We start from the raw sequence: 21373 nt of genomic DNA, 5'->3' as shown, positions 1-21373 counted from the left end.
TCTAACCCCCTGCTCAGGCCATGACATCGGGTGGGTTGGTGAAGTAGTCGTCGTCGGGCCTGGTGTCTCGACGCTGCAGCTCCGGCTCCGGTTCCACGGCGTCCGTGCCGTCACCCGAATAGCCGTTGGGCATCTTCGACTTCACGAACTCCAACGCCGGGCTGTCCCCGACGAACTCCGTCATGATCTCGACGACCTTGCCGGCCGCGGCGCGCTGCGCCTGCGCGACGGCGGTCATGATCGCGCCGGAGATCCGCTCGGGGTCCTCACCGCGCAGCTGCGGCCGCAGGATCAGGTCGGTCAACGCGCCCGAGGCGTTGACCGAGACCGTGATCAGGCCGTCCGGCGACGTCGCGCTGCCGCCCACGCCACCGAGCTGCGTCTCGGCCTGGGCGGCGTTCCGCTTGGCCTGCTCGATCTTCTCTCCGTACTGCGCGAGCCACTGGTCCGGCTCCATGTTCACCCCTCACGTGGGCCCCTACTGCGCGGTTCGACCCGTCGACACTCGATTCGGTTCCCGGCGACGTATCGTTTCACCGAAACGTGATTTCCGGGGCGAAGCACCCCGGATACCGCCGTTCGGCCCATCCCGCGAATCGTTTGCTTGCCGTTCTGTTGGGTTTTCGCAACACTTCGTAACATGAGTCCGGTGCGCCGAGGCCCCGGGCAGCCCATCCACAACAGGATCGGGGTGCTGCGGGCCGAACGGGGTATGACCAGGGCGGGGTTGGCCGCGGCGGTGGGGGTCAACACCCAGACGATCGGGGCGCTGGAGCGGGGTGACCACTACCCCAGCCTCGACCTGGCGCTGCGGATCTGCGACGTGTTCGGCCTGCCGGTCGAGGCGGTCTTCAGCCGCACGCCGTTCGAACCGTTGTCCACCCGGGTGTACGGCTAGGCGACCGGGCGCGACAGGAGGAGGGCACGTGGCGGAGGCGGTGCTGGAGGTCGACCGGGTCTCCAAGCGCTACGGGGAGGTCGTCGCGCTCGACGGGATGACCTTCGACGTGCGGGCGGGCGAGCTGTTCGGGTTCGTCGGCAGCAACGGCGCGGGCAAGACCACGGCGATGCGCATCGCGCTGGGCGTGCTGGCCGCCGACTCCGGCGAGGTCCGCTGGAACGGCGCGCCGATCACGTTCGAGACGCGCCGCCGGATCGGCTACATGCCCGAGGAGCGCGGCCTGTACCCGCGGATGAAGGTGCTCGACCAGCTCGTCTACCTGGCCGAGCTGCACGGCGTGGCGACCAACGCCGCCCACCGCTCGGCGGAGGACTGGATCGCCCGGCTCGGCCTGCGCGACCGCCGCGGCGACGAGGTGCAGCGGCTCAGCCTGGGCAACCAGCAGCGCGTGCAGCTCGCCGCGGCCCTGGTGCACGCGCCGGAGGTGCTGGTGCTCGACGAGCCGTTCTCCGGCCTGGACCCGGTCGCGGTGGACGTGATGAGCGGCGTGCTGCGCGAGCAGGCGGCGCGCGGGGTGCCGGTGGTGTTCTCCAGCCACCAGCTCGACCTGGTCGAGCGGTTGTGCGACCGGGTGGGCATCGTGCGCAGCGGCACGATGGTGGCGTCCGGCTCGGTGGACGAGCTGCGGGCGGGCGGCCCGGCGCGGCTGGTGGTGGACGCGCCGCTCGCGCGGTCGGGCTGGGCGGACCACCTGCCGGGGGTGCGCTCGGCGAGCACGGCGGCGGGCCGCACGGTCCTGGAGGTCGAGCCGGGCGTGGACGACCAGGCCGTGCTGCACGCCGCCCTGGGCACGGGCCCGGTGCACGAGTTCTCCCGGCAGCGGGCGTCGCTGGCCGAGTTGTTCCGCAGCGTGGTGACCGAGGAGTCCGCCGCATGAGCACGCTCACCCCCGGCCGGGCGGTGTTCCTGGTCGCGCGCCGGGAGTTCCTGGGCAAGGTCCGCGCGAAGTCGTTCGTGTGGGGCACGGTCGTGATCGTCGCCGTGATGGCGGGGTACGTGCTGCTGCAGTCCGTGCTGTTCGCCGACGCGGGGCGCGACCGGGTGGCGCTGAGCGGGCAGGCGACCGTGCTCGCGGAGCCGTTGCGGGAGACCGCCCGGTCGTTCGGCCGCGAGGTGGAGGTCGTCGACGTGGCCGACCCGGCGGCGGCCGAGGAGCGGGTGCGGTCCGGCGAGCTGGACGCGCTGATCACCGGCGCGTCGGACGACCTGCGGGTGGTGGTGGAGGAGTCGCTGGGCGACGCGCTGCGCAACTCGCTCGACCTGCTGGTGAAGCAGCAGGTGCTGGACGCGTCCTTCGCCGAGGCGGGCGTGGACCCGGCCGAGGTGGCCCGCAACCTCGACCGGGCGCGCGTCGAGGTGGTGGCGCTGGAGCCGCGCGACGAGCGGCGCGGCGAGCGGTTGGCGGTCGGGCTGGTGGTCGCGGCGCTGCTGTACTACTCGCTGCTGGTCTACGGGACGATGGTGGCGCAGGGCGTGGTGGAGGAGAAGTCCAGCCGGGTGGTGGAGCTCCTGCTGGCGACGCTGCGGCCGTGGCAGCTGCTGCTGGGCAAGGTCACCGGGCTGGGCCTGGTGGGGCTCGCGCAGCTCGTGGTGATCGGCGCGGTGGGGCTGGTGCTGTCGTCGGTGTCCGGGGTGCTGGACGTCGCGGGCGTCGCCGGCGGCGCGCTGGCCACCGGGGTCCTGTGGTACCTGCTCGGGTTCTTCCTGTACGCCACCGTGTTCGCCGCGGCGGCGTCGCTGGTGTCGCGGCAGGAGGAGGTCCAGTCGGTGCTGACGCCGATCAGCGCGTCGATCGCGGTGGCGTTCGTGGTCGGCATCAACCTGATGATCACCGACCCGACCGGGATCGCGGTGACGGTGCTGTCGCTGCTGCCGCCGTTCGCGCCGATCCTCATGCCGGGCCGGATGGCGATGGGCGTGGCGCCCCCGTGGCAGGTGCTGCTGGCGGTGGTGCTCGCGCTGGTCGCGGCGGCGGCGATCACGTGGCTGGGCGGCAGGGTGTACTCGAACGCCGTCCTGCGCACGGGCGGGCGCGTGCGGCTGCGGGACGCGTTGCGCTAGCCCTTCACGGCCTCGTAGCGCGCGAGCGCTTCCCGGCGCTCGTGCGCGTGGTCCACGATGGGGTCGCGCGGCCGGTGCACGGCCTTGCCCGGCACGTGCCGCAGCTCCGGGACGTACCGGCGCACGTAGTCGCCGTTCGGGTCGAACTTCTCCCCCTGCGTGACGGGGTTGAACACGCGGAAGTACGGGGCCGCGTCCGTCCCGGTGCCCGCCGCCCACTGCCAGCCGTGCTGGTTGGACGCGAGGTCGCCGTCGACCAGGTGGCGCAGGAAGTGCCGGGCGCCCCACCACCACGGCAGGTGGAGGTCCTTGACGAGGAAGCTCGCCACCACCATCCGGACGCGGTTGTGCATCCAGCCCTCGGCGAGGAGCTGGCGCATCCCGGCGTCCACGAACGGGTAGCCGGTGCGGCCCGCGCACCACGCCTCGAACCGGCCCCGGTCGGCGTCCAGCACCATGCGGTCGAACGCGCGGTTGTAGTTGCGCCGCGCCGAGTCCGGCTGGTGCCACAGGACGTCGGCGTAGAAGTCGCGCCAGGCCAGCTCGGTGCGGAACGCCGTCGCGCCCGCACCGCGCCCGAGGTCGGCGAGCAGCGTGCGGGGGTGCACCACGCCCCACTTCAGGAACGCGGAGAACCTGCTGGTGGCGTCGAGGTCCGGCCGGTCCCGGCGGGCGGCGTAGTCGGGCAGCTTCTCGTCCCGGAACGCCTCCCACAGCTCCCGCACGTCCGGCAGCGCGTCGCCCGGTTCGAGCGGGTCGCCGAGGTCGGACCCGATCCAGTCCACGGTGGAGGCGTCGGTCTCGGCCGGCGTGTGCCAGCCGTGGTCCAGCCAGGCCCTGAGGAACGGCGTGAACACCCGGTAGGGGGTGCCGTCGGCCTTGGTGACGCGGCCCGGCGTGACCGCGTAGGGCGAACCGACGCGCACCAGCTCGACCCGTTCGGCGACGGCCGCGTCACGCCTGCGCCCGTACGGGCCCGCGTCGGCGGAGACGTGCACGGAGGACGCGCCGACCCGCGCCGCCACCCGCGGCACGACGTCCACCGGGTCGCCCGGGACGACGACGAGCCGCCCGTCCAGTTCGGCGTCCAACGACCGCAGGCACCGGTGCAGGAACTCGACCCGCGGCCGGCCGGACGCCCCCAGCAGCACCGGGTCGAGCACGAACAGGGCCAGCGCCCGGGACGCCCGCGCGGCGGCGGCCAGGAGCGCGGGGTGGTCGGCGGTGCGCAGGTCCCGCCGGAACCACACCACGGTCGAGGAGTCCACGGACCGACCCTAGGAGCGCCGCCGGCGGCCCGCACGACGAGCGCGTTGCCATTAGTCGATTTCGACTGTTAGATTTCGACCATGCCACGCCGAGCGCTCGACAACCCCCTGGTGCTCGCGGTGCTGGGCCGCCTGCTGGAGCAGCCCGCGCACCCGTACCAGCTGCTCACCGACCTGCGGACCCGCGGCGGCGACCAAGCCGCCGTGATCAACCGCGGCACGCTCTACGACGTCGTGGAGGCCCTGGCCGCCGCCGGCTGGATCGCGCCGCGGGGCACCGAACGCGCGGGCAACCGCCCCGAGCGGACCGTCTACGCGCTCACCGACCTCGGCCACTCCGAGCTGGTGCGCCGGCTGGACGAGCTGATCCGCACCCCGCACCGCGAGTTCACCCGGTTCCTCGGCGCGGTCGCCCACCTCGGCGCGCTCGGTCCGGACGGCGCGGTCGCGGCGCTCGCCGAACGCGCGCGCCGGCTGACCGACCGCATCGCGGCCGACGAGCGGCGCCTGGCCGACGTGCTGGCGGCGGGCGTGCCCCGGCTGCACGTCATCGAGGCCGAGTACGCCCTGGCCCAGTCCCGCGCCGAGCTGGCGTGGCTCGGCTCGGTCGCGGACGAGATCCGCGCCGGCTCCCTGACCTGGCCCCGTTGACGAGAGGCGGCACCGTGCTCTTCGGCATCTACCCCGGCGGCGTCGCCGGTGACGACCTGGGCGGCCTGGCCGCCGGCGCGCCCGACGACCCCGTCCGCGTCACGGCGGCGCTGGAGGCGTTGCAGGGCGCACCCGGCCGGCCGTTCCTGGTGCGCGCCTACACCCCGTTCGACGACACCACCACGGTCGGCGCCGCGCACCCCACCGCGGCCCCCGCCGACGCCGCCCGCTACGCGCGGGACGGCCGCCGCCTCGACCTCGTCGCGCAGTACCGGTCGGCGTCCGGCGACGTCGCGGGCTACTGCGCGTTCCTGCGCGACCTCGTGGCGCAGTACGGCGCGGTGACCCACACGCTCCAGGTCACCGAGGAGCCCAACGTCACCGGCAACCCGATCCTGGACGGCCACTACCCGCGCGTCGTGGACGCGATCGTCGCCGGGGTGGTCGCGGCCGGCGAGCACGCCCGCCGCCTCGGCCACCACCACCTGAAGGTCGGCTTCAACACCACACCGCTGTTCGGGCCGTCCGCGACGTTCCTCGCCGAGGTGGCCGAGCGGGGCGGCGGAACCTTCACGGCGGCGGTGGACTACGTGGGGCTGGACTTCTTCCCCGACGTGTTCCAGCCGGTCGCCGCGGCGGACCTGGCGGACGGCGTCGCCGGCCTGCTCGCGCACCACCGGCACGCCGTGATGGACCCGGCCGGGCTCGGGCACGTGCCGCTGCACATCACCGAGCACGGCTGGCCGACCGGTCCGGACCGCCCGCCGCACCGGCAGGCCGAGGTCGTGGACACCGTGGTGCGCACCGTCGCCGCCCACGCCCGGCGGCTGCGCGTCAGCGGCTACACGCACTTCGCGCTCCGCGACGCCGACAGCGCGAACCCCGGCCTGTTCCACCGCTTCGGCCTCACCGCGGACGACTACACGCCCAAACCCGCGTTCGAGACCTACCGGGCGCTCGTCGCCGAACTGGGTGACCGGACCCCGTGACGGCGAAGGCCCGCGCCGGGAACCGGCGCGGGCCTTCGCGGAACGGTCGTCAGCGCTGGTCGAGCGGCACGAACGAGCGCTCCGGCGAGCCGATGTAGACCTGCCGCGGGCGGCCGATCTTGGTGGCCGGGTCGTTGATCATCTCGCGCCAGTGCGCGATCCAGCCGGGCAGCCGGCCCAGGGCGAACAGCACGGTGAAGAACTTCGTGGGGAAGCCCATCGCGCGGTAGATCAGGCCGGTGTAGAAGTCGACGTTCGGGTACAGCTTCCGCTCGACGAAGTAGTCGTCGGCGAGCGCGGTCTCCTCCAGCGCCTTGGCGATGTCCAGCAGCTCGTCGGACGCGCCCAGCTTGCCGAGGATCTCGTCGGCCGTCTTCTTGATGATCGCGGCACGCGGGTCGTAGTTCTTGTAGACCCGGTGGCCGAAGCCCATCAGGCGGACGCCGTCCTCCTTGTTCTTGACCTTCTTCACGAACGCGGCGACGTCACCGCCCTCGCGCCGGATCTTCTCCAGCATCTCCAGCACGGCGGAGTTCGCGCCGCCGTGCAGCGGGCCGAACAGCGCGTTGATGCCGGCCGAGATGGACGCGAACAGGTTCGCCTCCGACGAGCCGACCAGCCGCACGGTCGAGGTGGAGCAGTTCTGCTCGTGGTCGGCGTGCAGCACGAACAGCAGGTCGAGCGCCCGCACCAGGTCGGGGTCGACGTCGTAGGGCTCGGCCGGGAAGCCGAACGTCATGCGGAGGAAGTTGTCCACCAGGCCCAGGCTGTTGTCCGGGTAGAGGAACGGCTGGCCCACGGACTTCTTGTAGGCGTAGGCCGCGATGGTGGGCACCTTGGCCAGCAGGCGGATCGTGGAGATCTCGACCTGGTTGGCGTCGAACGGGCTGAGGCTGTCCTGGTAGAACGTCGACAGCGCGGACACCGCCGAGGACAGCACGGGCATGGGGTGGGCGTCACGCGGGAAGCCGTCGAAGAACCGCTTCAGGTCCTCGTGCAGCAGCGTGTGCCGGTTGATCTTGGAGGAGAAGTCCTCCAGCTGGGCCTGGGTCGGCAGCTCGCCGTAGATCAGCAGGTAGCTGACCTCGATGAAGTTCGACTTCTCGGCGAGCTGCTCGATCGGGTAGCCGCGGTAGCGCAGGATGCCCGCGTCACCGTCGATGTAGGTGATCTCGGACGAGCAGGACGCGGTGTTGACGAATCCGCTGTCCAGCGTGACCAGGCCGGTGGTGGCCAGCAGCTTGCCGAGATCGATACCGGGCGCACCCTCGGTGGCCGGTACCACCTTCATCTCGTGCTCTCCGCCCGGATGGCGCAGCGCGACGGTACGGGTGTCGTTCGGCGCAGTCGTCGCGTCGGGCATGCAGAGTCCCTCTCACGCTAGGGCGGGGTGGCTCATGCGGGTCTCGCACGCACGCGCGCGGGCGTGGGATCACCCCGCACCGCAGCACCACCCCGTTGGGGTCCTGTCAGTTCTCCCACGCTAGTCAGAGGACGACCCTCCGCACAGCCGCGGTGTGAACCGATTCTGCGAGGTGGGACCGGCATCACATCCGGATGCATGGGTGGCTAGCGTGCATCCACCACCGTAGCCCTTTTGGGCTGTTTCTCCACCTCAAGAGGGGTGAGAGCTAGGTCATCTCCAGCTCTCGTTTGAACGGGGGCTCGGCGCCGGCGCGGGAGCACGTGACGGCCGCCGCCGCGCCCGCGTAGGCCAGCGCCCGGCGCCACCGCTCGGCGTCCAGACCCCGGACGGCCTCGGCGGACAGGGCGTCGTGCGCGTGCAGCCAGGCCAGCAGCGCGCCCTGCACCGTGTCGCCCGCGCCGATCGTGTCGACGACGTCCACGGGCGTGGGTGGGACGCGGATCACGTCCCCCGCGGCGGTCAGCACGGCCAGCCCGTCGCCGCCGCGCGTGAGCACGACCGCGGCCGGGCCCGCGCCGCGCCAGTCGCGCACGACGTCCAGCACCTCGTCCTCCGACGAGTCCTCCGGCAGGTCGGCCAGCCACCGGGCGTCCTCGACGGACAGCTTCAGCAGGCCCACGTGCGGCAGCCACGAGTCGTACCGGTCGCGGTAGGCGACGGGGTCGTGGATGAGGCTCGCCCGCACGTTCGGGTCGAGGACGGTGAGCGCGCCGCGCTCGGCCTCGCGCCACAGCACCCGCTCGTAGGTGCTCGCGCCCGGCTCCAGCACCAGCGACAGCGTGCCGAAGGACACCGCGCGCGTGCCGGCGGGCAGCGGGCCCGGGTCGGTCACCTGGCGGTCCGCCGTGCCCTCGACGTAGAACGAGTAGCGGGCCGAGCCGTCGTCGGCCAGCCCGACCACGGCCAGCGTCGTCGGCTGGTCGCCGCGCTGCACGAGGTCCGTGCGCACGTTCGACGCGTGCAGCCGCTCCAGCAGCCGGTCGCCGAACAGGTCGGTCGACACCCGGGACAGGAAGCCCACCGGCGCTTCCAGGCGCCCGGCGGCGACGGCCACGTTGTAGGGCCCGCCGCCCAGCCTCGGCGCCAGGTCGCCGCCGGGCGTGGGCACCAGGTCGACCAACGCCTCTCCCGCAACCACGATCACGACTGGCTCCGTTCTCTCCGCAACCCGTCCAGCAGCAGTTCGCCCAGCGCGGTGAACGCCTCGGCGTCCGACACGCCCGCGCGCCGGGTCAGCACCCCGGTCTGGATGCCCTCGATGAGCAGACCGGCCATCTCGGCGATCAGGGTCGCATGCACGTCCCGGAACACCCCGTCGCGCACACCCTCCTGGATGAACTCGCGGATGCGCTCGGCGGCGGCGCGGGCGTTGCGCTCGTACGTGCTGCGTGTGGGCGCGAACGCCGACACGTCCTCGATGAACCGGGCCGACGCGCGCCGCAGCTCCTCGGCCGCGCCGGCCAGGTACGTGCCGACGCGGGCCCGGACGTCCTTGACGTCGGCGATGCGCTGCTCGATGCGCTCGGCGGCGCCCTTGAAGTACCGGCCGACGACCTTCACGGCGAGCTGCTCCTTGCTCGCGGCGAGGGTGTAGAGGGTCGATTTGGAGCAGTGCAGGCGCGCGGCGAGGTCGTCCAGCGTGAAGTGCGCGAACCCCTCGGCGAGCACGAGCGACTCCAGCCTGCCCAGCAGCTCCACCTGCCTGGGCGTCGGCGGTCGGCGCGCGATCGAGGTCATGGGCGGCAACTCTGTCACAGTGCCTGGCTCCAGTACTGGAGTACGTCCTACAGTACTGGTGAGCGTACCCCGCCGTGTTGTGCCCGTGCCGTGCCGTGATCCGGAGGTCGACGATGCCCGCCGAGCGCCTTTTGCCCACCACCGAGGCCGAGGACCTGCTGGCCCTGGTCCGCGAGATCGCCCGCGAGGAACTCGCGCCGCACGCCGCCGAGGCCGAGGAGCACTCCCGGTTCCCGCGGGAGGCGTTCCGGCTGCTCGGCAAGACCGGGCTGCTGGGGTTGCCGTACCCGGAGCGGTTCGGCGGGGGCGAGCAGCCGTACGAGGTGTACCTCCAGGCGTTGGAGGAGGTGGCGTCGGCGTGGATGTCGGTCGCCGTCGGGCTGTCGGTGCACGTGATGTCCAGCTACGCGCTGGCGACGTTCGGCACCGAGGAGCAGCGGGCGCGGTGGCTGCCCGACGTGGTCGGGGGCGACCAGCTCGGCGGGTACGCGTTGTCGGAGTCGCACGCGGGGTCGGACGCGGCGGCGCTGTCGACGCGGGCGGTGCGTTCGGGCGACCACTACACCGTGAACGGGACCAAGGCGTGGATCACGCACGCGGGCGTGGCCGACTTCTACACGTTGATGGCGCGCACGTCCGACGACGGCGGGAAGGGCATCAGCTGCTTCTTCGCGCCCGGTCGGGCCGACGGGCTCACCGCCGCACCGCCGGAGCGCAAGATGGGCCTCACGGGGTCGGTCACCGCGCAGCTGTCGTTCTCCGGCGTGCGGCTCGACGCGGACCGCCTGATCGGGGCGGAGGGCGACGGGTTGCGGATCGCACTGTCCGCTTTGGACTCCGGTCGGCTCGGGATCGCCGCGTGCGGCGTGGGCCTGGCGCAGGCGGCGCTGGACGAGGCGGTGGCGTACGCGAAGCAGCGGACCCAGTTCGGGCGTCCGATCATCGACTTCCAGGGGCTGGAGTTCCTGCTGGCGGACATGGCCGCCGCCGTGGAGTCGGCCCGTGCGACGTACCTGGAGGCGGCGCGGCGGCGTGACCGGGGGCTGCCGTTCCACCGCCAGGCCGCGATCGCGAAGCTGGTGTGCACCGACACGGCCATGAAGGTGACGACGGACGCCGTGCAGGTGCTCGGCGGCGCGGGCTACACCCGCGACTTCCCCGTGGAGCGCTACATGCGCGAGGCGAAGGTCCTCCAGATCTTCGAGGGCACCAACCAGATCCAACGCCTGGTCATCGCCCGCACCTTCCGCCCCTGACGGCGAGAGTCCAACCCTCAACCCTCGAGAGTCCAACCTCCAGCACGCGAGAGTCCAACACCCAGAGCGCGAGAGTCCAACGCTCAGGGCACCTGAATTCAACACTCGGCACCGGCGGCCCGTCGCGAGCGTTGAATTCGGGGTCTCTGAGCGTTGGACTCTCGCGCTCCGAACGTTGGACTCTCGCGCCTTGAACGTTGGACTCTCGGCGTCCGAGCGTTGGACTCTCGGGTCAGGGGTGGTGGAAGGGGTTGGTGACGATTTCCTCGCCGTCGGAGTAGCGGTAGACCTCGCGGCCCTCGACGAACACCTTCAGGGCCCGGCTCATCACGTCCAGCGGGTCGCCCGACCAGATCACGACGTCGCCGTCCAGGCCCGGGCGCAGGGAGCCCACGCGGTCGTCCAGGCCCATGATTGCCGCCGGGTTGGTGGTGATCGACTCCAGGCCGACGCGCGGGTCCAGGCCCTCCTTCACGGCCAGCGTCACCTGGTGCACGAGGAAGTGGATCGGCACGACCGGGTGGTCCGTGGTGATCGCGATCCGCACGCCCGCCCGCGCCAGGATGCCGGGGTTGCGCAACGACCGGTTGCGCACCTCCACCTTCGACCGGGTCGTGAACAGCGGCCCGATGATCACCGGGATGTCCCGCTCCGCCAGCAGGTCCGCGATCAGGTGACCCTCGGTCCCGTGGTTGACGATGAGCCGGTAGCCGAACTCGTCGGCCAGCCGCAACGCCGTCGCGATGTCGTCGGCGCGGTGGCAGTGCTGGCACCACGGCAGCTCGCCCGACAGCACCCGCGCCAGCACCTCGGACGTGGTGTCCCGGTCGAACGGCCCGTCGGCCGCGTCACGCCTGGCCGCGTAGTCCTGCGCCTTGGTGAACGCGTCCCGGATCACCGCCGCCACCCCCTGCCGGGTGGACGGCAGCTTCTTCTGCTCCCCGTACACCCGCTTGGGGTTCTCGCCCAACGCGCTCTTCACGCTGACGGGGTGGCGCACGAGCATCTCGTCGGCCGTCCGCCCCCAGCACTTCACGGCCACGGTCTGGCCGCCGATGACGTTGCCCGACCCGGGCTTGACCACCGCGGTCGTGACGCCGCCGGCCAGGGCGTCGGCGAAGCCCTGGTCGGCGGCGTTGATCGCGTCCAGCGCCCGCAGCCGCGCGCCGTTGGGGTCGGTCATCTCGTTGGTGTCCTGCCCGGCCCAGCCCTCGCCCTCCTCGTGGACGCCGAGGTGGCCGTGCGCCTCCACGAACCCGGGCAGCACCCAGCCGCCCGCCGCGTCCACGACCGGGACGCCGTCCGGCACCTCGACGTCCGCGCCGACGGCGACGATCTTCCCGTCCCGGATCAGGACCGTGCCGCCGTCGACCGGCTCCCCGGCCACCGGGACGACGTACCCACCCGTGATAGCGACGTTCATAGTTAGCGACGCTAACGGCCTACGACAACGGGCGCAAACCCCACCGGCCGGCCCACGACTCGCCGGGCTCCAGCCACAGCAGGTCGACCCCGCTGTTCAACGCGTCCGGCGGGCACGTCATCGGCTCGACGGCCACCGCGCGCCCCCGGCCGGGGAAGTCGTCGGGCGTGTAGACCTGCACCCACTTGAAGTCCGGGTCGGCCCACAGCTCGACACCGCCCGCCGGCCCCTTCAGCACGTGCCGCACCAGCCCGTCCACCGGCACGCAGCCGCCGAACGCGGTGTCCAGCTTCACCCCTTCGAGCAGCCGCGCCACCCGGAAGTCGTACTCGGTTCCCTCGACGGGGGTCGCCGGGCCGTTGGGGATCATGGTGTCGGCGTCCACCGGCAGCACGGTGGTGGCGGCCAGCGACAGCGACGTCTCGTCGGTCAGCGACGCGCCGGCCCGCGGGTACGGGTGCGTGCCCACCCCGAACGGGGTGCGCTTGTCCCCCACATTGGTGACGCCGTGCGAGACGGTCAGGCCGTTGTCGTCCAACGCGTACGTGATGGTCGTGCGCAGCTCGACGGGCCAGCCGAGACCGGCGACGGGCGTCTCCAGCGAGATCAGCGACCCGGTGTGCTCCACGGTGGTCCAGATCGCCCGGCGCACGAGGCCGTGGATGGCGTTGCCGCGCGCGGGCTCGCCGATCTCCAGCTGCTGCTCCTCGCCGTCGAGCACCCAGCGGCCGCCCGCCGTGCGGTTGGGCCACGGCACGAGCACCGCGCCGCTGCCCATGGGCGGTTCGTCGTCGTACGTCTCCACGTACGGCACGCCGCCGACCTCGTAGGACTTCAGTCCCGCACCCTCGGGTGCGATGACGGCGCGCGCCGCGCCGTGGGCGATCTCCAGCATGGGTCAGGAGCGTATCCGAGCGGCTCTCCGCTTGACGTAGTTACTAGACCGGTCTCTATAGTAAAACCATGCCACGACGGACCGACACCCGACAGCGCGTGGTGCGCACGGCGGCCGAACTGTTTCGGGCGCAGGGCTACCACGCGACGGGGCTCAACCAGGTGCTCGCCGAGGGCGGTGCGCCCAAGGGCTCGCTCTACTTCCACTTCCCCGGCGGCAAGGAGCAGTTGGCCGTCGAGGCGGTGGCGCTGGCGGGCGAGGAGCTGCGGGACGCGCTCGCCGGCGTGCTCGCCGCCGAACCCGACCCGGTGAAAGCGCTTGCCCGAGCGGTGGACCTGCTGGGCCGCGAGCTGCTGGCTTCGGACTTCCGCAGCGGGTGCCCGGTCGCCACCGTCGCGCTCGACACGGCGGCGGACAGCGAGCCGATCCGCACCGCCTGCGCGGACGCCTACGCCTCGTGGCAGCGGGTCATCGCCGCGCACGTGGGTGACGACGACCTGGCCACCGTCGTGCTCGCCGCCATCGAGGGCGCGCTCCTGCTGGCCCGCACCCGTCGTTCGCTCGAACCCCTGCACGCCGTCGCCGCCCGCCTGGGCGCGCTCCTGGGAAGGCCGAGACCATGAAGGCGCACCACCTCAACTGCGGCACCATGCGCCCGTTCGGCGGGAAGCTGGTGACCGGGCGCGGCTCCTACCTCGAAGCGGCCGAGCTGGTCTGCCACGTGCTGCTGCTGGAGACCGACGACGGGCTGGTGCTCGTCGACAGCGGCCTGGGCGTGGACGACGTGCGGCGGCCGGACGAGACCCTGGCCCGGTGGTGGCGGTGGATGAGCCGGCCGGTGCTGGACGAGTCGGAGACCGCCGTGCGGCAGGTCGAGGCGCTGGGGTTCGCCGCCTCGGACGTCACCGACGTCGTGCTCACCCACCTGGACCTGGACCACGGCGGCGGCCTGCGCGACTTCCCCGCCGCGCGGGTGCACCTGTCGGCGGAGGAGCTGGCCGCGGCGACGCGCCCGGGCAAGTCGGGCAACGACAAGGTCCGCTACCCCGACAACCAGTGGCGGCACGGCCCGCGCTGGGTGCCGCACGAGGCGACCGGTGAGACGTGGTTCGGCTTCGAGGGCGTGCGCGAGGTGCGGCCGGACGTGCTGCTGGTGCCGCTGTTCGGGCACACGCACGGGCACACGGGCGTGGCGGTGCGCCTCGGCGACCGGTGGCTGCTGCACGCGGGCGACTCGTACTTCTCCCACGGCGAGGTGGAAACGCCACCGCACTGCCCGCCCGGGTTGACGTTCCTGCAGAAGCGGATGGAGGCCGCCCGGGAGCCTCGGCTGGCCAACCAGGCGCGGCTGCGGGAGCTGGTGCGCGAGCACGGCGGCGTCGTGGACGTCTTCAACGCCCACGACCCCGTGCACCTGCGCCACCACCGAGGCGTCACGGCTTGATTGAGTAGGGGTACTCATGACAGGGGCCGCTCCGGTTGGCGACTCTTCGTCCATGACCTCGACCGCGAAGCCCCACTCCCCCACCACCACGGCGTTCTACGCGCAGGCGGTGGTGTCGTTCGCCGTCTCCCTGGCCGCCGTCGGGCTCGGCGTGGCCTACCTGCCGGTCGACGGCTGGGTGCGCGCGTTCCTCGCCCTGGGCCTGCTGTTCACCGTGACCTCCGCCTTCACCCTGGCCAAGTGCGTCCGCGACCGGCAGGAGGAGACCTACGTCGTGAGCCGGGTGGACCAGGCCCGGCTGGAGAAGCTGCTGGCCGAGCACGACCCGTACCGGGTGGAGGCGGCCTGACCGGTGGCCGGGCGGACGACGGCGGCGCCGGCCGTGCCGCGCCGCCACCTCGTCTCGCCGGTCGGTCGAGCTACTCGGCGAGCTTCTCCGGGTCGAGCGTCGTCCTGCCGTGCGCCAGGCGGTTGATCAGCCACAGCACCACGCCGGCCGCGAGCAGGTAGAGGGCGATCTCGTAGTCCGCCGAGGCGCGGCCCGACAGCGGGCTCGCCAGGTACGCGCACGTGATCGCGCCCAGCACCGGCACCCACGTCGGCGCGCGGAAGTGGTCGTGGTCGACCTCGTCCTTGCGCAGCACCAGGACGGCGACGTTGACGATGGTGAAGACGACCAGCAGCAGCAACGCCGTCGTGCCGCCCAGCTTCGCGATGTCCGCCGTGGACACCAGGATGATCGCCACACCGGACGTGAAGACGATCGAGACCCACGGCGTGCGGCGGGACCGGTGGACCGCCCCGAACGCCTTCGGGATGATCCGCTCGTTCGACATGCCGTAGATCAGCCGGCTGGCCATCAGCATGTTGATCAGCGCCGAGTTGATGACCGCGAACAGGCCGATCAGCGAGAACACCCACAGCGGGAAGCCGGGCGCGCCGACCTGCACGACCCGCAGCAACGCCGACGAACCGGCCTTCGACAGCTCGTCGGCGGGGATGAGCAGCGACGACGTGATGGCGACCAGCACGTAGACGACCGCGGCGACCACCATGCCCCACAGCATGGCGCGCGGGAAGATGCGGACCGGGTCCCGGCACTCCTCGGCCATGTTCACCGAGTCCTCGAACCCGACCATGGCGAAGAACGCCAGCGCCGTGGCGGACGTGATCGCCACCAGCGCGCTCTGGTCGGGCGCCGGGTCGACCTGGGTCAGCCGGCTCGCGTCGCCGTCGCCGACCAGCACGGCGTAGAAGCCGATCGCGATGATGATCAGCAGGCCGGACAGCTCGATGCACGTCAGGACGACGTTCGCCTTGACCGACTCCGACACGCCCCGGAAGTTGATCACGCCGAGGCCGACGATGAACAGGATCGCGACCAGCGTCGCGGACACCGTGAAGGTGTCGGAGAAGAACTCCTTGATCACGGACTGGAGGTAGGTGCGCCCGAACGCGAGCGCGGCGGAGGACGCCGACGTGATGCCGGAGCTCATGACCGCGAACGCCACCATGAAGGTGAGGAACTGGACCTTGAACGCCCGGTGGGTGTAGAGCGCCGCGCCGGCCGCCCGCGGGTACTTGCCGACCAGTTCGAGGTAGCTGAACGCGGTCAGGAACGCCACCACGAACGCGATCAGGAACGGCAGCCACAGCGCGCCGCCGACCTTGCCGGCGACGTTGCCCGTGAGGGCGTAGATGCCCGTGCCGAGGATGTCGCCGACCACGAAGAACAGCAGCAGCTTGGGGCCGATGGCCCGCTTCAGTTCCGGTTGCCCCGGTGCGCTCGTCGCTTCCGCCATGCCGCGTGAGTGTGCCGGACCACATCGCGGGTCGGGTAGGGGAACCGGCACACCCCGGGCACTTCCCGCGGTTCAGCTTCGGGCACCCGCGCGCAGGTCGGCCTCGCCCCGGGCGATGGCCTCGTCCAGCGCTTCCCGGAACGCGGCGATCTGCGCGGCCTCCAACCGGACCCCGTCCACGCCGGTCGGCAGGAACACGTCGATCCCGCCGTCCTGCACTTCGAGGCTGAGCACGTCCTCCTTGTCCGAGTAGCACCGCAACAACCACTCGCGCTTCGGCGACGTCACTTTGATGATCGGTTCCATGCGCCAACATTTGCAGCGTTGCTATAAAAAAAGCAATAACTCGATGGAGTGAGTCTTCTTGCGATGCAATTTGCACTACCTCTAACTTGACCGCATGGCACGCCGCGCCGGAACGTCGGTCCGCTCCCGCCGACTCGCGCACACCCTCAGGAAGCTCCGCACCACGGCCGGTTTCAGCATCGAGGCCGTCGCCGAGGCGGTGGGCATGTCCGGGAGCAAGATCAGCCGCATCGAGACCTCCGAGCTGGGCGTCTACCTGGACGACCTGGAGAAGCTGCTCGACTGCTACCGGGTCGGGCGCGGGCAACGGGTCGAACTCCTCGACCTCGCCCGGCACGCCGGACAACGCGGCCTGTTGCGCATGAACAACCAGAAGTTGCCCGGTGATTGGCAGACCTGGGCCGATTTCGAGGACGAAGCCGGCTCCCTGCTCAACTACGAACCACTGGTCGTCCCGGGCCTCTTGCAGACACCGGAATACGCCCGCGCCTTGATCAGGGCCACCGGGCACGCCCTGACCGACCCGCAGGTCGATTCCCTGGTGGCCAGTCGAATGTCACGTCAAGGGCTGCTCAGCCGCAGTGTGCCGCTCAAGTTGAGCGTGATCATCGAGCAGAGCGTCTTCGAACGCCCGTTCCACGACCCGGGCGCGCAACGCCGCCAGATCCGCCACCTCATCGACGCCGGGGAACGCCCCAACGTCACGGTGCGGGTGATCCCGACCGACGCCGAGTTGCACGCCGGGCTCAGCGGGCCGTTCGTGATCCTGGAGTACGACGACGACCCGAGCCTGGTGCTGTTGGAGAACAAGGTGTCGAGCCTGTTCATCGACGAGGACGAGCAGATCGAGGTGTTCGAGGCGACGTGGGCGGCGCTGCGGCGTTTGGCGTACACGGAGGAGGAAACGCTGGATTACCTCAAGGGCCTCGCGTGAAACGATGGGTGCATGACCCCGTGGCGTAAGAGTTCGCACAGCAACAGCAGTGCCAACTGCGTCGAGGTGCTGTGGCGCAAGAGCTCTCGCAGCAACAGCACGGCGAACTGCGTCGAGGTGCTGTGGCGCAAGAGCTCCCGTAGCGCCAGCACGGCGAACTGCGTGGAGGTCGCCCACCTCCCGGCCCGGGTGGCGGCGCGGGACTCGAAGAACCCCGCGCCGACCGTCACGGTGCCGGTCGCGTCGTGGGAGCGGTTCCTCCGACGGCTTCGGGCGTGAACCGGTAGCGCCGGATCGCCGGGATGGCGAGCACCGCCAGCGCCGTCCCGACCACGACGAGCACCCCACCGACCGCGGTGGCGGTGCCGGGGCCGACGGCCGCGCCCGCGGTGCCGTGCAGCAGGTCCGCCAGGCGCGGCCCGCCGGCGACCACCACGATGAACACGCCCTGCATCCGGCCGCGCATCTCGTCCGTCGCCGCCGACTGGAGGATGGCGCTGCGGAACACCATGCTGATCATGTCCGCCGCGCCGCCGACCGCCAGGAACACGACCGCGAGCCACAGGGCGTGCGACAGGCCGAAGCCGATCATCGCCACGCCCCACGCCACGACCGCCAGCACGACCCCGACGCCGTGCCGCAGCACGCGGGACGTCCAGCCCGAGGTCAACCCGCACAGCATCGCGCCCAGCGGGATCGCGGCGAACAGCAGACCGAGCGCCGGCCCGCCGCCGGCCGGGTCGCCGAACGTCTTCTCGGCCATCTCCGGGAACAGCGCCCGGGGCATCCCGAACACCATGGCGATGATGTCGAGCAGGAAGCTCGCCAGCAGGATCTTCCGCACGGCCAGGTAGCGGAACCCGTCGACCACGTCCCGCAGCCCGGCCCGCCGCGACGTCCCGCTCAACGGCGGCAGCGGCGGCAGCTTCCAGACCGCCCAGATCGTCACCGTGAGCGCGATGGCGTCGACCAGGTACAACGTCGACAGGCCCACGACGGGCATCAGCGCGCCCGCGAGCATGGGCCCGAACACGCCGCCGAACATCATCACGGTCGAGCCGAGCGCGGTGGCGGCGGGGATCTGCTCGGCGGGTACCAGGCGGGCGACGGAGGCGGTGCGGGCGGGCGCGTTCGCGGCGAAGAAGACCTGTTGCAGGCCGAGCAGGGTGATGACCAGCCAGACCGAGTCGACGTGCAGCGCGGCCTGCCCCCACAGCAGCACGGAGGTCACCGCGATGCCCGTGTTGGTGACGACGAGCAGCTTGCGCCGGTCCACGACGTCGGCGATCGCGCCGCCGTACAGCCCGAAGACCAGCAGCGGCACCAGCGCCACGCCGGCCGACGCGCCCACCCAGCCGGACGAGCCGGTGAGGTCGTACACCTGCTTGGGCACCGCGACCGCGGTCAACTGGCTGCCGATGGCCGTGACGACGGTCGAGAGCCACAGCCGCCGGTACGCCACGACCTTCAACGGCCGCGTGTCGATGGCGATCTTCCCCAGCACTCTCCGCACGGTGGTTAGCGTACGTGAACTAACGAGTCCGTCACCGAGACGTGGAGCACCGTCCACTCCGTAAAACGGGCGACAACCGCGGACGCGGCCAATACCGTGCGCCCGGTGCACCCCGAACTGACGTGGCGGCCGCTCACCCGCGAGGACGCCCGGGCGTCCGCCGACCTGCTCAACGCCATGGAGGCCGTCGACCGGACCGGCGAGAACTACACCGAGGAGGACACCCTCCAGGAACTGGTCGACCCGTACGCGGACCTGGAGCGCGGCAGCCTCGCGGCCTTCGCCGGCGAGGTGATGGTCGGCTACGCGAAGGTGCGCTTCCGGCCGGTCGCGGCGGAGGTCCACCGGGTGTTCCTCGACGGCGGCGTCCACCCGGACCACCGCCGCCGGGGCGTCGGCACGAGGCTCCTGCGCGCCGGGGTGGAGGCGGCGAGGGCGCTGCACGCGCTGCACCACCCGGCGGCGAAGCTCGTGGTCGACGTCCACAAGGCCGAGCACGTCGCGGGCCTGGCCGAGCTGGTCCGCGCGCAGGGCTTCACGCCGGTCCGCCACTACCGGCACCTGGAGCACCCGCTCGGCGACGCGATCGGCGACGCGGCGCTGCCCGACGGGCTGCGGGTGGAGCCGTGGTCCGAGCCGGCCGACGAGGACTTCCGCCGGGTGCGCAACCTGGCGTTCGAGGACCACTGGGGCGCGACGCCGATGCCGCCGGACCACTGGCGGAACAAGGTCGTCAACCAGACGTTCCAGCCGGCGGCGAGCTTCCTGGTCCGCGACGCGGCCGGCACGCCGGTCGCCGTGCTCGTGACGATGTGGTGGGAGGCCGACACGGCGGCCACCGGGGTCCGCGACGCGCGGTTCATGGTCGTCGGGACGGTCCGGGAGCACCGCGGGCGGGGCATCGCGAGCGGCCTGGTCGCGCACGCCCTGCGGGCCGTCGCCGACCAGGGCTACGACCGGGCGAGCGCGAGCGTGGACTCGGCGGCCCCGCCCGGGGGGTCCGGCCTCTTCGAGCGGGCCGGGTTCACGCCGACGATGCGGTACGTGCGGTGGGCGCTGGAGCCCTGAGAATCGGAACCCCGGGAACGGGACAAGCCCCGCGGCGCAGGACCGCCGCGGGGCTCGTCGGGGAAACGGGTGCGCCTACGGCGCGACGCGCTGGACCTCCCAGCCGTCGCGGCCGAGGCGGAAGCGGAGGCGGTCGTGCATGCGGTCCCGGCGGCCCTGCCAGAACTCGACCTCCTCGGGCCGGATGCGCCAGCCGCCCCAGTGGGGCGGCACGGGTACCCGGTCGGCGTCGGCGAACTGGCGCTCGACCTTGTTCAGCGCGCTCTCCAAAGTGGAGCGACCGCTGACGACCCGCGACTGCGGCGACGCCCACGCGCCCAGCTGCGACCCGCGCGGGCGGCTCGCCCAGTAGCTCGCGGTCTCGGCCGGGCCGACCTTCTCGACCGTGCCGCGCACGTGCGCCTGCCGCTGCATCGCGAACCACGGGAACGTGGCCGAGGCGTACCGGGTCGCCATCAGGTCGTGGCTCTTGGCGGAGGTGTAGTTGGTGAAGAACACCAGGCCCCGCTCGTCCAGGCCCTTGGCCAGGACGGTGCGCGAGGACGGGCGGCCCTGCGGGTCGGCGGTGGCGAGGACCATCGCGTTCGGCTCGGCCAGGCCCGCGTTGCCCGCCTGGTCCAGCCACAGCTGCAACTGCTCGTGCCAACTGGCCGCGAGGTCGCTCTCTGTGAGCGAGCCCTGTTCGTAGGACACGCGCATCGACGGCAACGCGATGTTCGTCGTCTCCGACATCCCGACCTCCCGGAGCGTGCTTCGGCCTGGCCAAAGGCACTTGTGGCACCTAGCGATCCGCCGACGGTACGGGTTTCCCGGCCGGCGCGAAACCGCCCGAGTGGTGATGACCGCCACCCGATCCGTGACTTTCGGTGTGACCCCCGCCTCGGAATCGAGCAAGGGATCGAGTCAGATTCCACCCCGGGTGCCGCGCCCGCGCTTCGTCCAGGGCCCGTTCCACGGTGACCGCGTCATCACCCAGGGCGGTGCTCAAACTGCCGCCGCGGGCCAGCGGCACGAGTGACCACCAGTCCTCCGAAATCGCTCCCGGGAGGTCGTCGTCCCAGCACAGGAGCTCGGTGCCGAACACCCGGCGGCCCGCGAGGCCGGCCGGGCTCGCGTCCACTTCGGGTGTTCCCAAATGAGATGTCTGCTTTATGACGGGCCCGTTTCGGCGAACGTCGAGCGTGGTGGTGAGCGAACCCGGTCGTTCGTTCGACCGACCGAGCACGACGATTTCCCGGGCGCGCAGTCGGGAGCCCTCCCCCATTCGCGCGCGGAACACCGATTCGTGGTGGGCACGCGCGGTGACCACCGTCGGTTCCGGCAGGTAGGAGAGTGAAGCGCCGTCACCCAATTCCACGTCGACCAGCGCGCGGCTGCCGCCGGGGTGCTGCCCCGGCAGCGCGACCGTGGCCGCGACCCCGCGCAGCTCCAGCGCCGCGCCGACACCCACGGTGACGCGCAGTTCCAGGTCGTCGCCGCCCAACGGCGCGGTGACCGCGCTGACGAGGTGCACCAGGGCCACCTCCGCGCGCCCCGGCCGGGGCATCAGCCGCAGCGGTGCCATCGACCGCACCTCGCGCACGAACGTTCGCCCGTTCGGGTCACGTTCCACGACCAGGTGAGCCCGCGCCCTCATCCG

General features: G+C 72.0%; 24 protein-coding genes. 12 read left to right on the top strand and 12 right to left on the bottom strand.

Features of this window, described 5'->3' with window-relative positions:
• Positions 1–13: 13 nt before the first annotated feature.
• Positions 14–457 carry a YbaB/EbfC family nucleoid-associated protein gene (locus ACIGNX_RS24820; RefSeq protein WP_396543081.1) on the bottom strand — a complete coding sequence of 148 codons (444 nt, stop codon included), beginning with the start codon at positions 455–457 and terminating at the stop codon, positions 14–16.
• Positions 458–640: 183 nt separating this feature from the next.
• On the opposite strand from ACIGNX_RS24820, the gene ACIGNX_RS24815 reads away from it, so the two are divergent.
• Genes ACIGNX_RS24815 through ACIGNX_RS24805 form a run of 3 tightly spaced genes read left to right on the top strand, consistent with a single transcriptional unit; the run spans position 641 to position 3022 of the window.
• Positions 641–898 carry a helix-turn-helix transcriptional regulator gene (locus ACIGNX_RS24815; RefSeq protein WP_396543080.1) on the top strand — a complete coding sequence of 86 codons (258 nt, stop codon included), beginning with the start codon at positions 641–643 and terminating at the stop codon, positions 896–898.
• Positions 899–926: 28 nt separating this feature from the next.
• Positions 927–1838, top strand: coding sequence for an ABC transporter ATP-binding protein (locus tag ACIGNX_RS24810; RefSeq protein ID WP_396543079.1), 912 nt, complete (start codon positions 927–929; stop codon positions 1836–1838).
• Positions 1835–3022 (top strand): ABC transporter permease, encoded by a 1188-nt coding sequence (locus ACIGNX_RS24805; protein ID WP_396543078.1) that lies wholly within the window; start codon positions 1835–1837, stop codon positions 3020–3022. The genes ACIGNX_RS24810 and ACIGNX_RS24805 overlap by 4 nt, the downstream gene beginning before the upstream one ends.
• On the opposite strand, the gene ACIGNX_RS24800 is transcribed toward ACIGNX_RS24805, so the two are convergent.
• Entirely contained in the window at positions 3019–4290 is a 1272-nt protein-coding gene (locus ACIGNX_RS24800; protein ID WP_396543077.1) for a cryptochrome/photolyase family protein, read from the bottom strand. The genes ACIGNX_RS24805 and ACIGNX_RS24800 overlap by 4 nt on opposite strands.
• Positions 4291–4371: 81 nt before the next feature.
• Between ACIGNX_RS24800 and ACIGNX_RS24795 the strand changes: the two genes are divergently transcribed.
• Together ACIGNX_RS24795 and ACIGNX_RS24790 are read left to right on the top strand one after the other, a co-directional pair.
• Positions 4372–4941 (top strand): helix-turn-helix transcriptional regulator, encoded by a 570-nt coding sequence (locus ACIGNX_RS24795; protein WP_396543076.1) that lies wholly within the window; start codon positions 4372–4374, stop codon positions 4939–4941.
• A gap of 14 nt (positions 4942–4955) precedes the next feature.
• On the top strand, positions 4956–5930 hold the full coding sequence (locus tag ACIGNX_RS24790) for a hypothetical protein (RefSeq protein WP_396543075.1): 975 nt from the start codon (positions 4956–4958) through the stop codon (positions 5928–5930).
• 49 nt (positions 5931–5979) lie between these two features.
• Here ACIGNX_RS24790 and ACIGNX_RS24785 read toward each other — a convergent pair whose 3' ends face one another.
• The 3 genes from ACIGNX_RS24785 to ACIGNX_RS24775 all read right to left on the bottom strand — a co-directional run bounded on the left by ACIGNX_RS24785 (position 5980) and on the right by ACIGNX_RS24775 (position 9093).
• Complete coding sequence (locus ACIGNX_RS24785) at positions 5980–7293, bottom strand: citrate synthase (protein ID WP_396543074.1); 1314 nt, start codon at positions 7291–7293, stop codon at positions 5980–5982.
• Between the two features lie 268 nt (positions 7294–7561).
• Positions 7562–8500 carry a carbohydrate kinase gene (locus ACIGNX_RS24780; protein ID WP_396543073.1) on the bottom strand — a complete coding sequence of 313 codons (939 nt, stop codon included), beginning with the start codon at positions 8498–8500 and terminating at the stop codon, positions 7562–7564.
• Positions 8497–9093, bottom strand: coding sequence for a TetR/AcrR family transcriptional regulator (locus ACIGNX_RS24775; protein WP_396543072.1), 597 nt, complete (start codon positions 9091–9093; stop codon positions 8497–8499). Before ACIGNX_RS24775 ends, ACIGNX_RS24780 begins: the two co-directional genes overlap by 4 nt.
• Before the next feature lie 113 nt (positions 9094–9206).
• Here ACIGNX_RS24775 and ACIGNX_RS24770 point away from each other — a divergent pair, with 113 nt between their 5' ends.
• The gene (locus tag ACIGNX_RS24770; protein WP_396543071.1) at positions 9207–10349 is read left to right on the top strand and encodes an acyl-CoA dehydrogenase family protein; all 1143 of its coding nucleotides are present in this window, start codon (positions 9207–9209) and stop codon (positions 10347–10349) included.
• Positions 10350–10581: 232 nt separating this feature from the next.
• On the opposite strand, the gene ACIGNX_RS24765 is transcribed toward ACIGNX_RS24770, so the two are convergent.
• Together ACIGNX_RS24765 and ACIGNX_RS24760 are read right to left on the bottom strand one after the other, a co-directional pair.
• Complete coding sequence (locus tag ACIGNX_RS24765) at positions 10582–11772, bottom strand: amidohydrolase (protein ID WP_396543070.1); 1191 nt, start codon at positions 11770–11772, stop codon at positions 10582–10584.
• A gap of 19 nt (positions 11773–11791) precedes the next feature.
• Positions 11792–12667: an aldose 1-epimerase family protein gene (locus tag ACIGNX_RS24760; protein WP_396543069.1), complete on the bottom strand. Its 876-nt coding sequence runs from the start codon at positions 12665–12667 to the stop codon at positions 11792–11794.
• A 68-nt stretch (positions 12668–12735) separates the two neighbouring features.
• Between ACIGNX_RS24760 and ACIGNX_RS24755 the strand changes: the two genes are divergently transcribed.
• Genes ACIGNX_RS24755 through ACIGNX_RS24745 form a run of 3 tightly spaced genes read left to right on the top strand, consistent with a single transcriptional unit; the run spans position 12736 to position 14460 of the window.
• Positions 12736–13290, top strand: a complete 555-nt coding sequence (locus ACIGNX_RS24755) for a TetR/AcrR family transcriptional regulator (RefSeq protein WP_396543068.1) — start codon at positions 12736–12738, stop codon at positions 13288–13290.
• Positions 13287–14111 (top strand): MBL fold metallo-hydrolase, encoded by an 825-nt coding sequence (locus ACIGNX_RS24750; protein ID WP_396543067.1) that lies wholly within the window; start codon positions 13287–13289, stop codon positions 14109–14111. The genes ACIGNX_RS24755 and ACIGNX_RS24750 overlap by 4 nt, the downstream gene beginning before the upstream one ends.
• Positions 14112–14163: 52 nt before the next feature.
• Positions 14164–14460 carry a YiaA/YiaB family inner membrane protein gene (locus ACIGNX_RS24745; RefSeq protein ID WP_396543066.1) on the top strand — a complete coding sequence of 99 codons (297 nt, stop codon included), beginning with the start codon at positions 14164–14166 and terminating at the stop codon, positions 14458–14460.
• Between the two features lie 70 nt (positions 14461–14530).
• On the opposite strand, the gene ACIGNX_RS24740 is transcribed toward ACIGNX_RS24745, so the two are convergent.
• A complete protein-coding gene (locus ACIGNX_RS24740; protein WP_396543065.1) occupies positions 14531–15913 on the bottom strand; it encodes an APC family permease in 1383 nt (460 codons plus the stop codon).
• Positions 15914–15985: 72 nt separating this feature from the next.
• Entirely contained in the window at positions 15986–16219 is a 234-nt protein-coding gene (locus ACIGNX_RS24735) for a hypothetical protein (protein WP_396543064.1), read from the bottom strand.
• Between the two features lie 94 nt (positions 16220–16313).
• Between ACIGNX_RS24735 and ACIGNX_RS24730 the strand changes: the two genes are divergently transcribed.
• Together ACIGNX_RS24730 and ACIGNX_RS24725 are read left to right on the top strand one after the other, a co-directional pair.
• The gene (locus ACIGNX_RS24730) at positions 16314–17153 is read left to right on the top strand and encodes a helix-turn-helix domain-containing protein (protein ID WP_396543063.1); all 840 of its coding nucleotides are present in this window, start codon (positions 16314–16316) and stop codon (positions 17151–17153) included.
• A gap of 12 nt (positions 17154–17165) precedes the next feature.
• Positions 17166–17432 carry a DUF397 domain-containing protein gene (locus tag ACIGNX_RS24725; protein ID WP_396543062.1) on the top strand — a complete coding sequence of 89 codons (267 nt, stop codon included), beginning with the start codon at positions 17166–17168 and terminating at the stop codon, positions 17430–17432.
• On the opposite strand, the gene ACIGNX_RS24720 is transcribed toward ACIGNX_RS24725, so the two are convergent.
• Positions 17380–18666: an MFS transporter gene (locus tag ACIGNX_RS24720; RefSeq protein WP_396543061.1), complete on the bottom strand. Its 1287-nt coding sequence runs from the start codon at positions 18664–18666 to the stop codon at positions 17380–17382. The genes ACIGNX_RS24725 and ACIGNX_RS24720 overlap by 53 nt on opposite strands.
• A gap of 105 nt (positions 18667–18771) precedes the next feature.
• On the opposite strand from ACIGNX_RS24720, the gene ACIGNX_RS24715 reads away from it, so the two are divergent.
• Positions 18772–19734, top strand: a complete 963-nt coding sequence (locus ACIGNX_RS24715) for a GNAT family N-acetyltransferase (protein WP_396543060.1) — start codon at positions 18772–18774, stop codon at positions 19732–19734.
• A gap of 75 nt (positions 19735–19809) precedes the next feature.
• On the opposite strand, the gene pdxH is transcribed toward ACIGNX_RS24715, so the two are convergent.
• The gene (gene pdxH / locus ACIGNX_RS24710) at positions 19810–20466 is read right to left on the bottom strand and encodes a pyridoxamine 5'-phosphate oxidase (protein ID WP_396543059.1); all 657 of its coding nucleotides are present in this window, start codon (positions 20464–20466) and stop codon (positions 19810–19812) included.
• A 49-nt stretch (positions 20467–20515) separates the two neighbouring features.
• Entirely contained in the window at positions 20516–21370 is an 855-nt protein-coding gene (locus ACIGNX_RS24705) for an urease accessory protein UreD (RefSeq protein ID WP_396543058.1), read from the bottom strand.
• Between the last annotated feature and the right edge of the window lie 3 nt (positions 21371–21373).

The sequence above is a fragment of the Actinosynnema sp. NPDC053489 genome, from assembly GCF_044544865.1.
Lineage (GTDB): Bacteria > Actinomycetota > Actinomycetes > Mycobacteriales > Pseudonocardiaceae > Actinosynnema.
The sequence above is the reverse complement of the archived record's forward strand: the minus strand, read 5'-3'. Positions and strand labels throughout refer to the sequence as shown.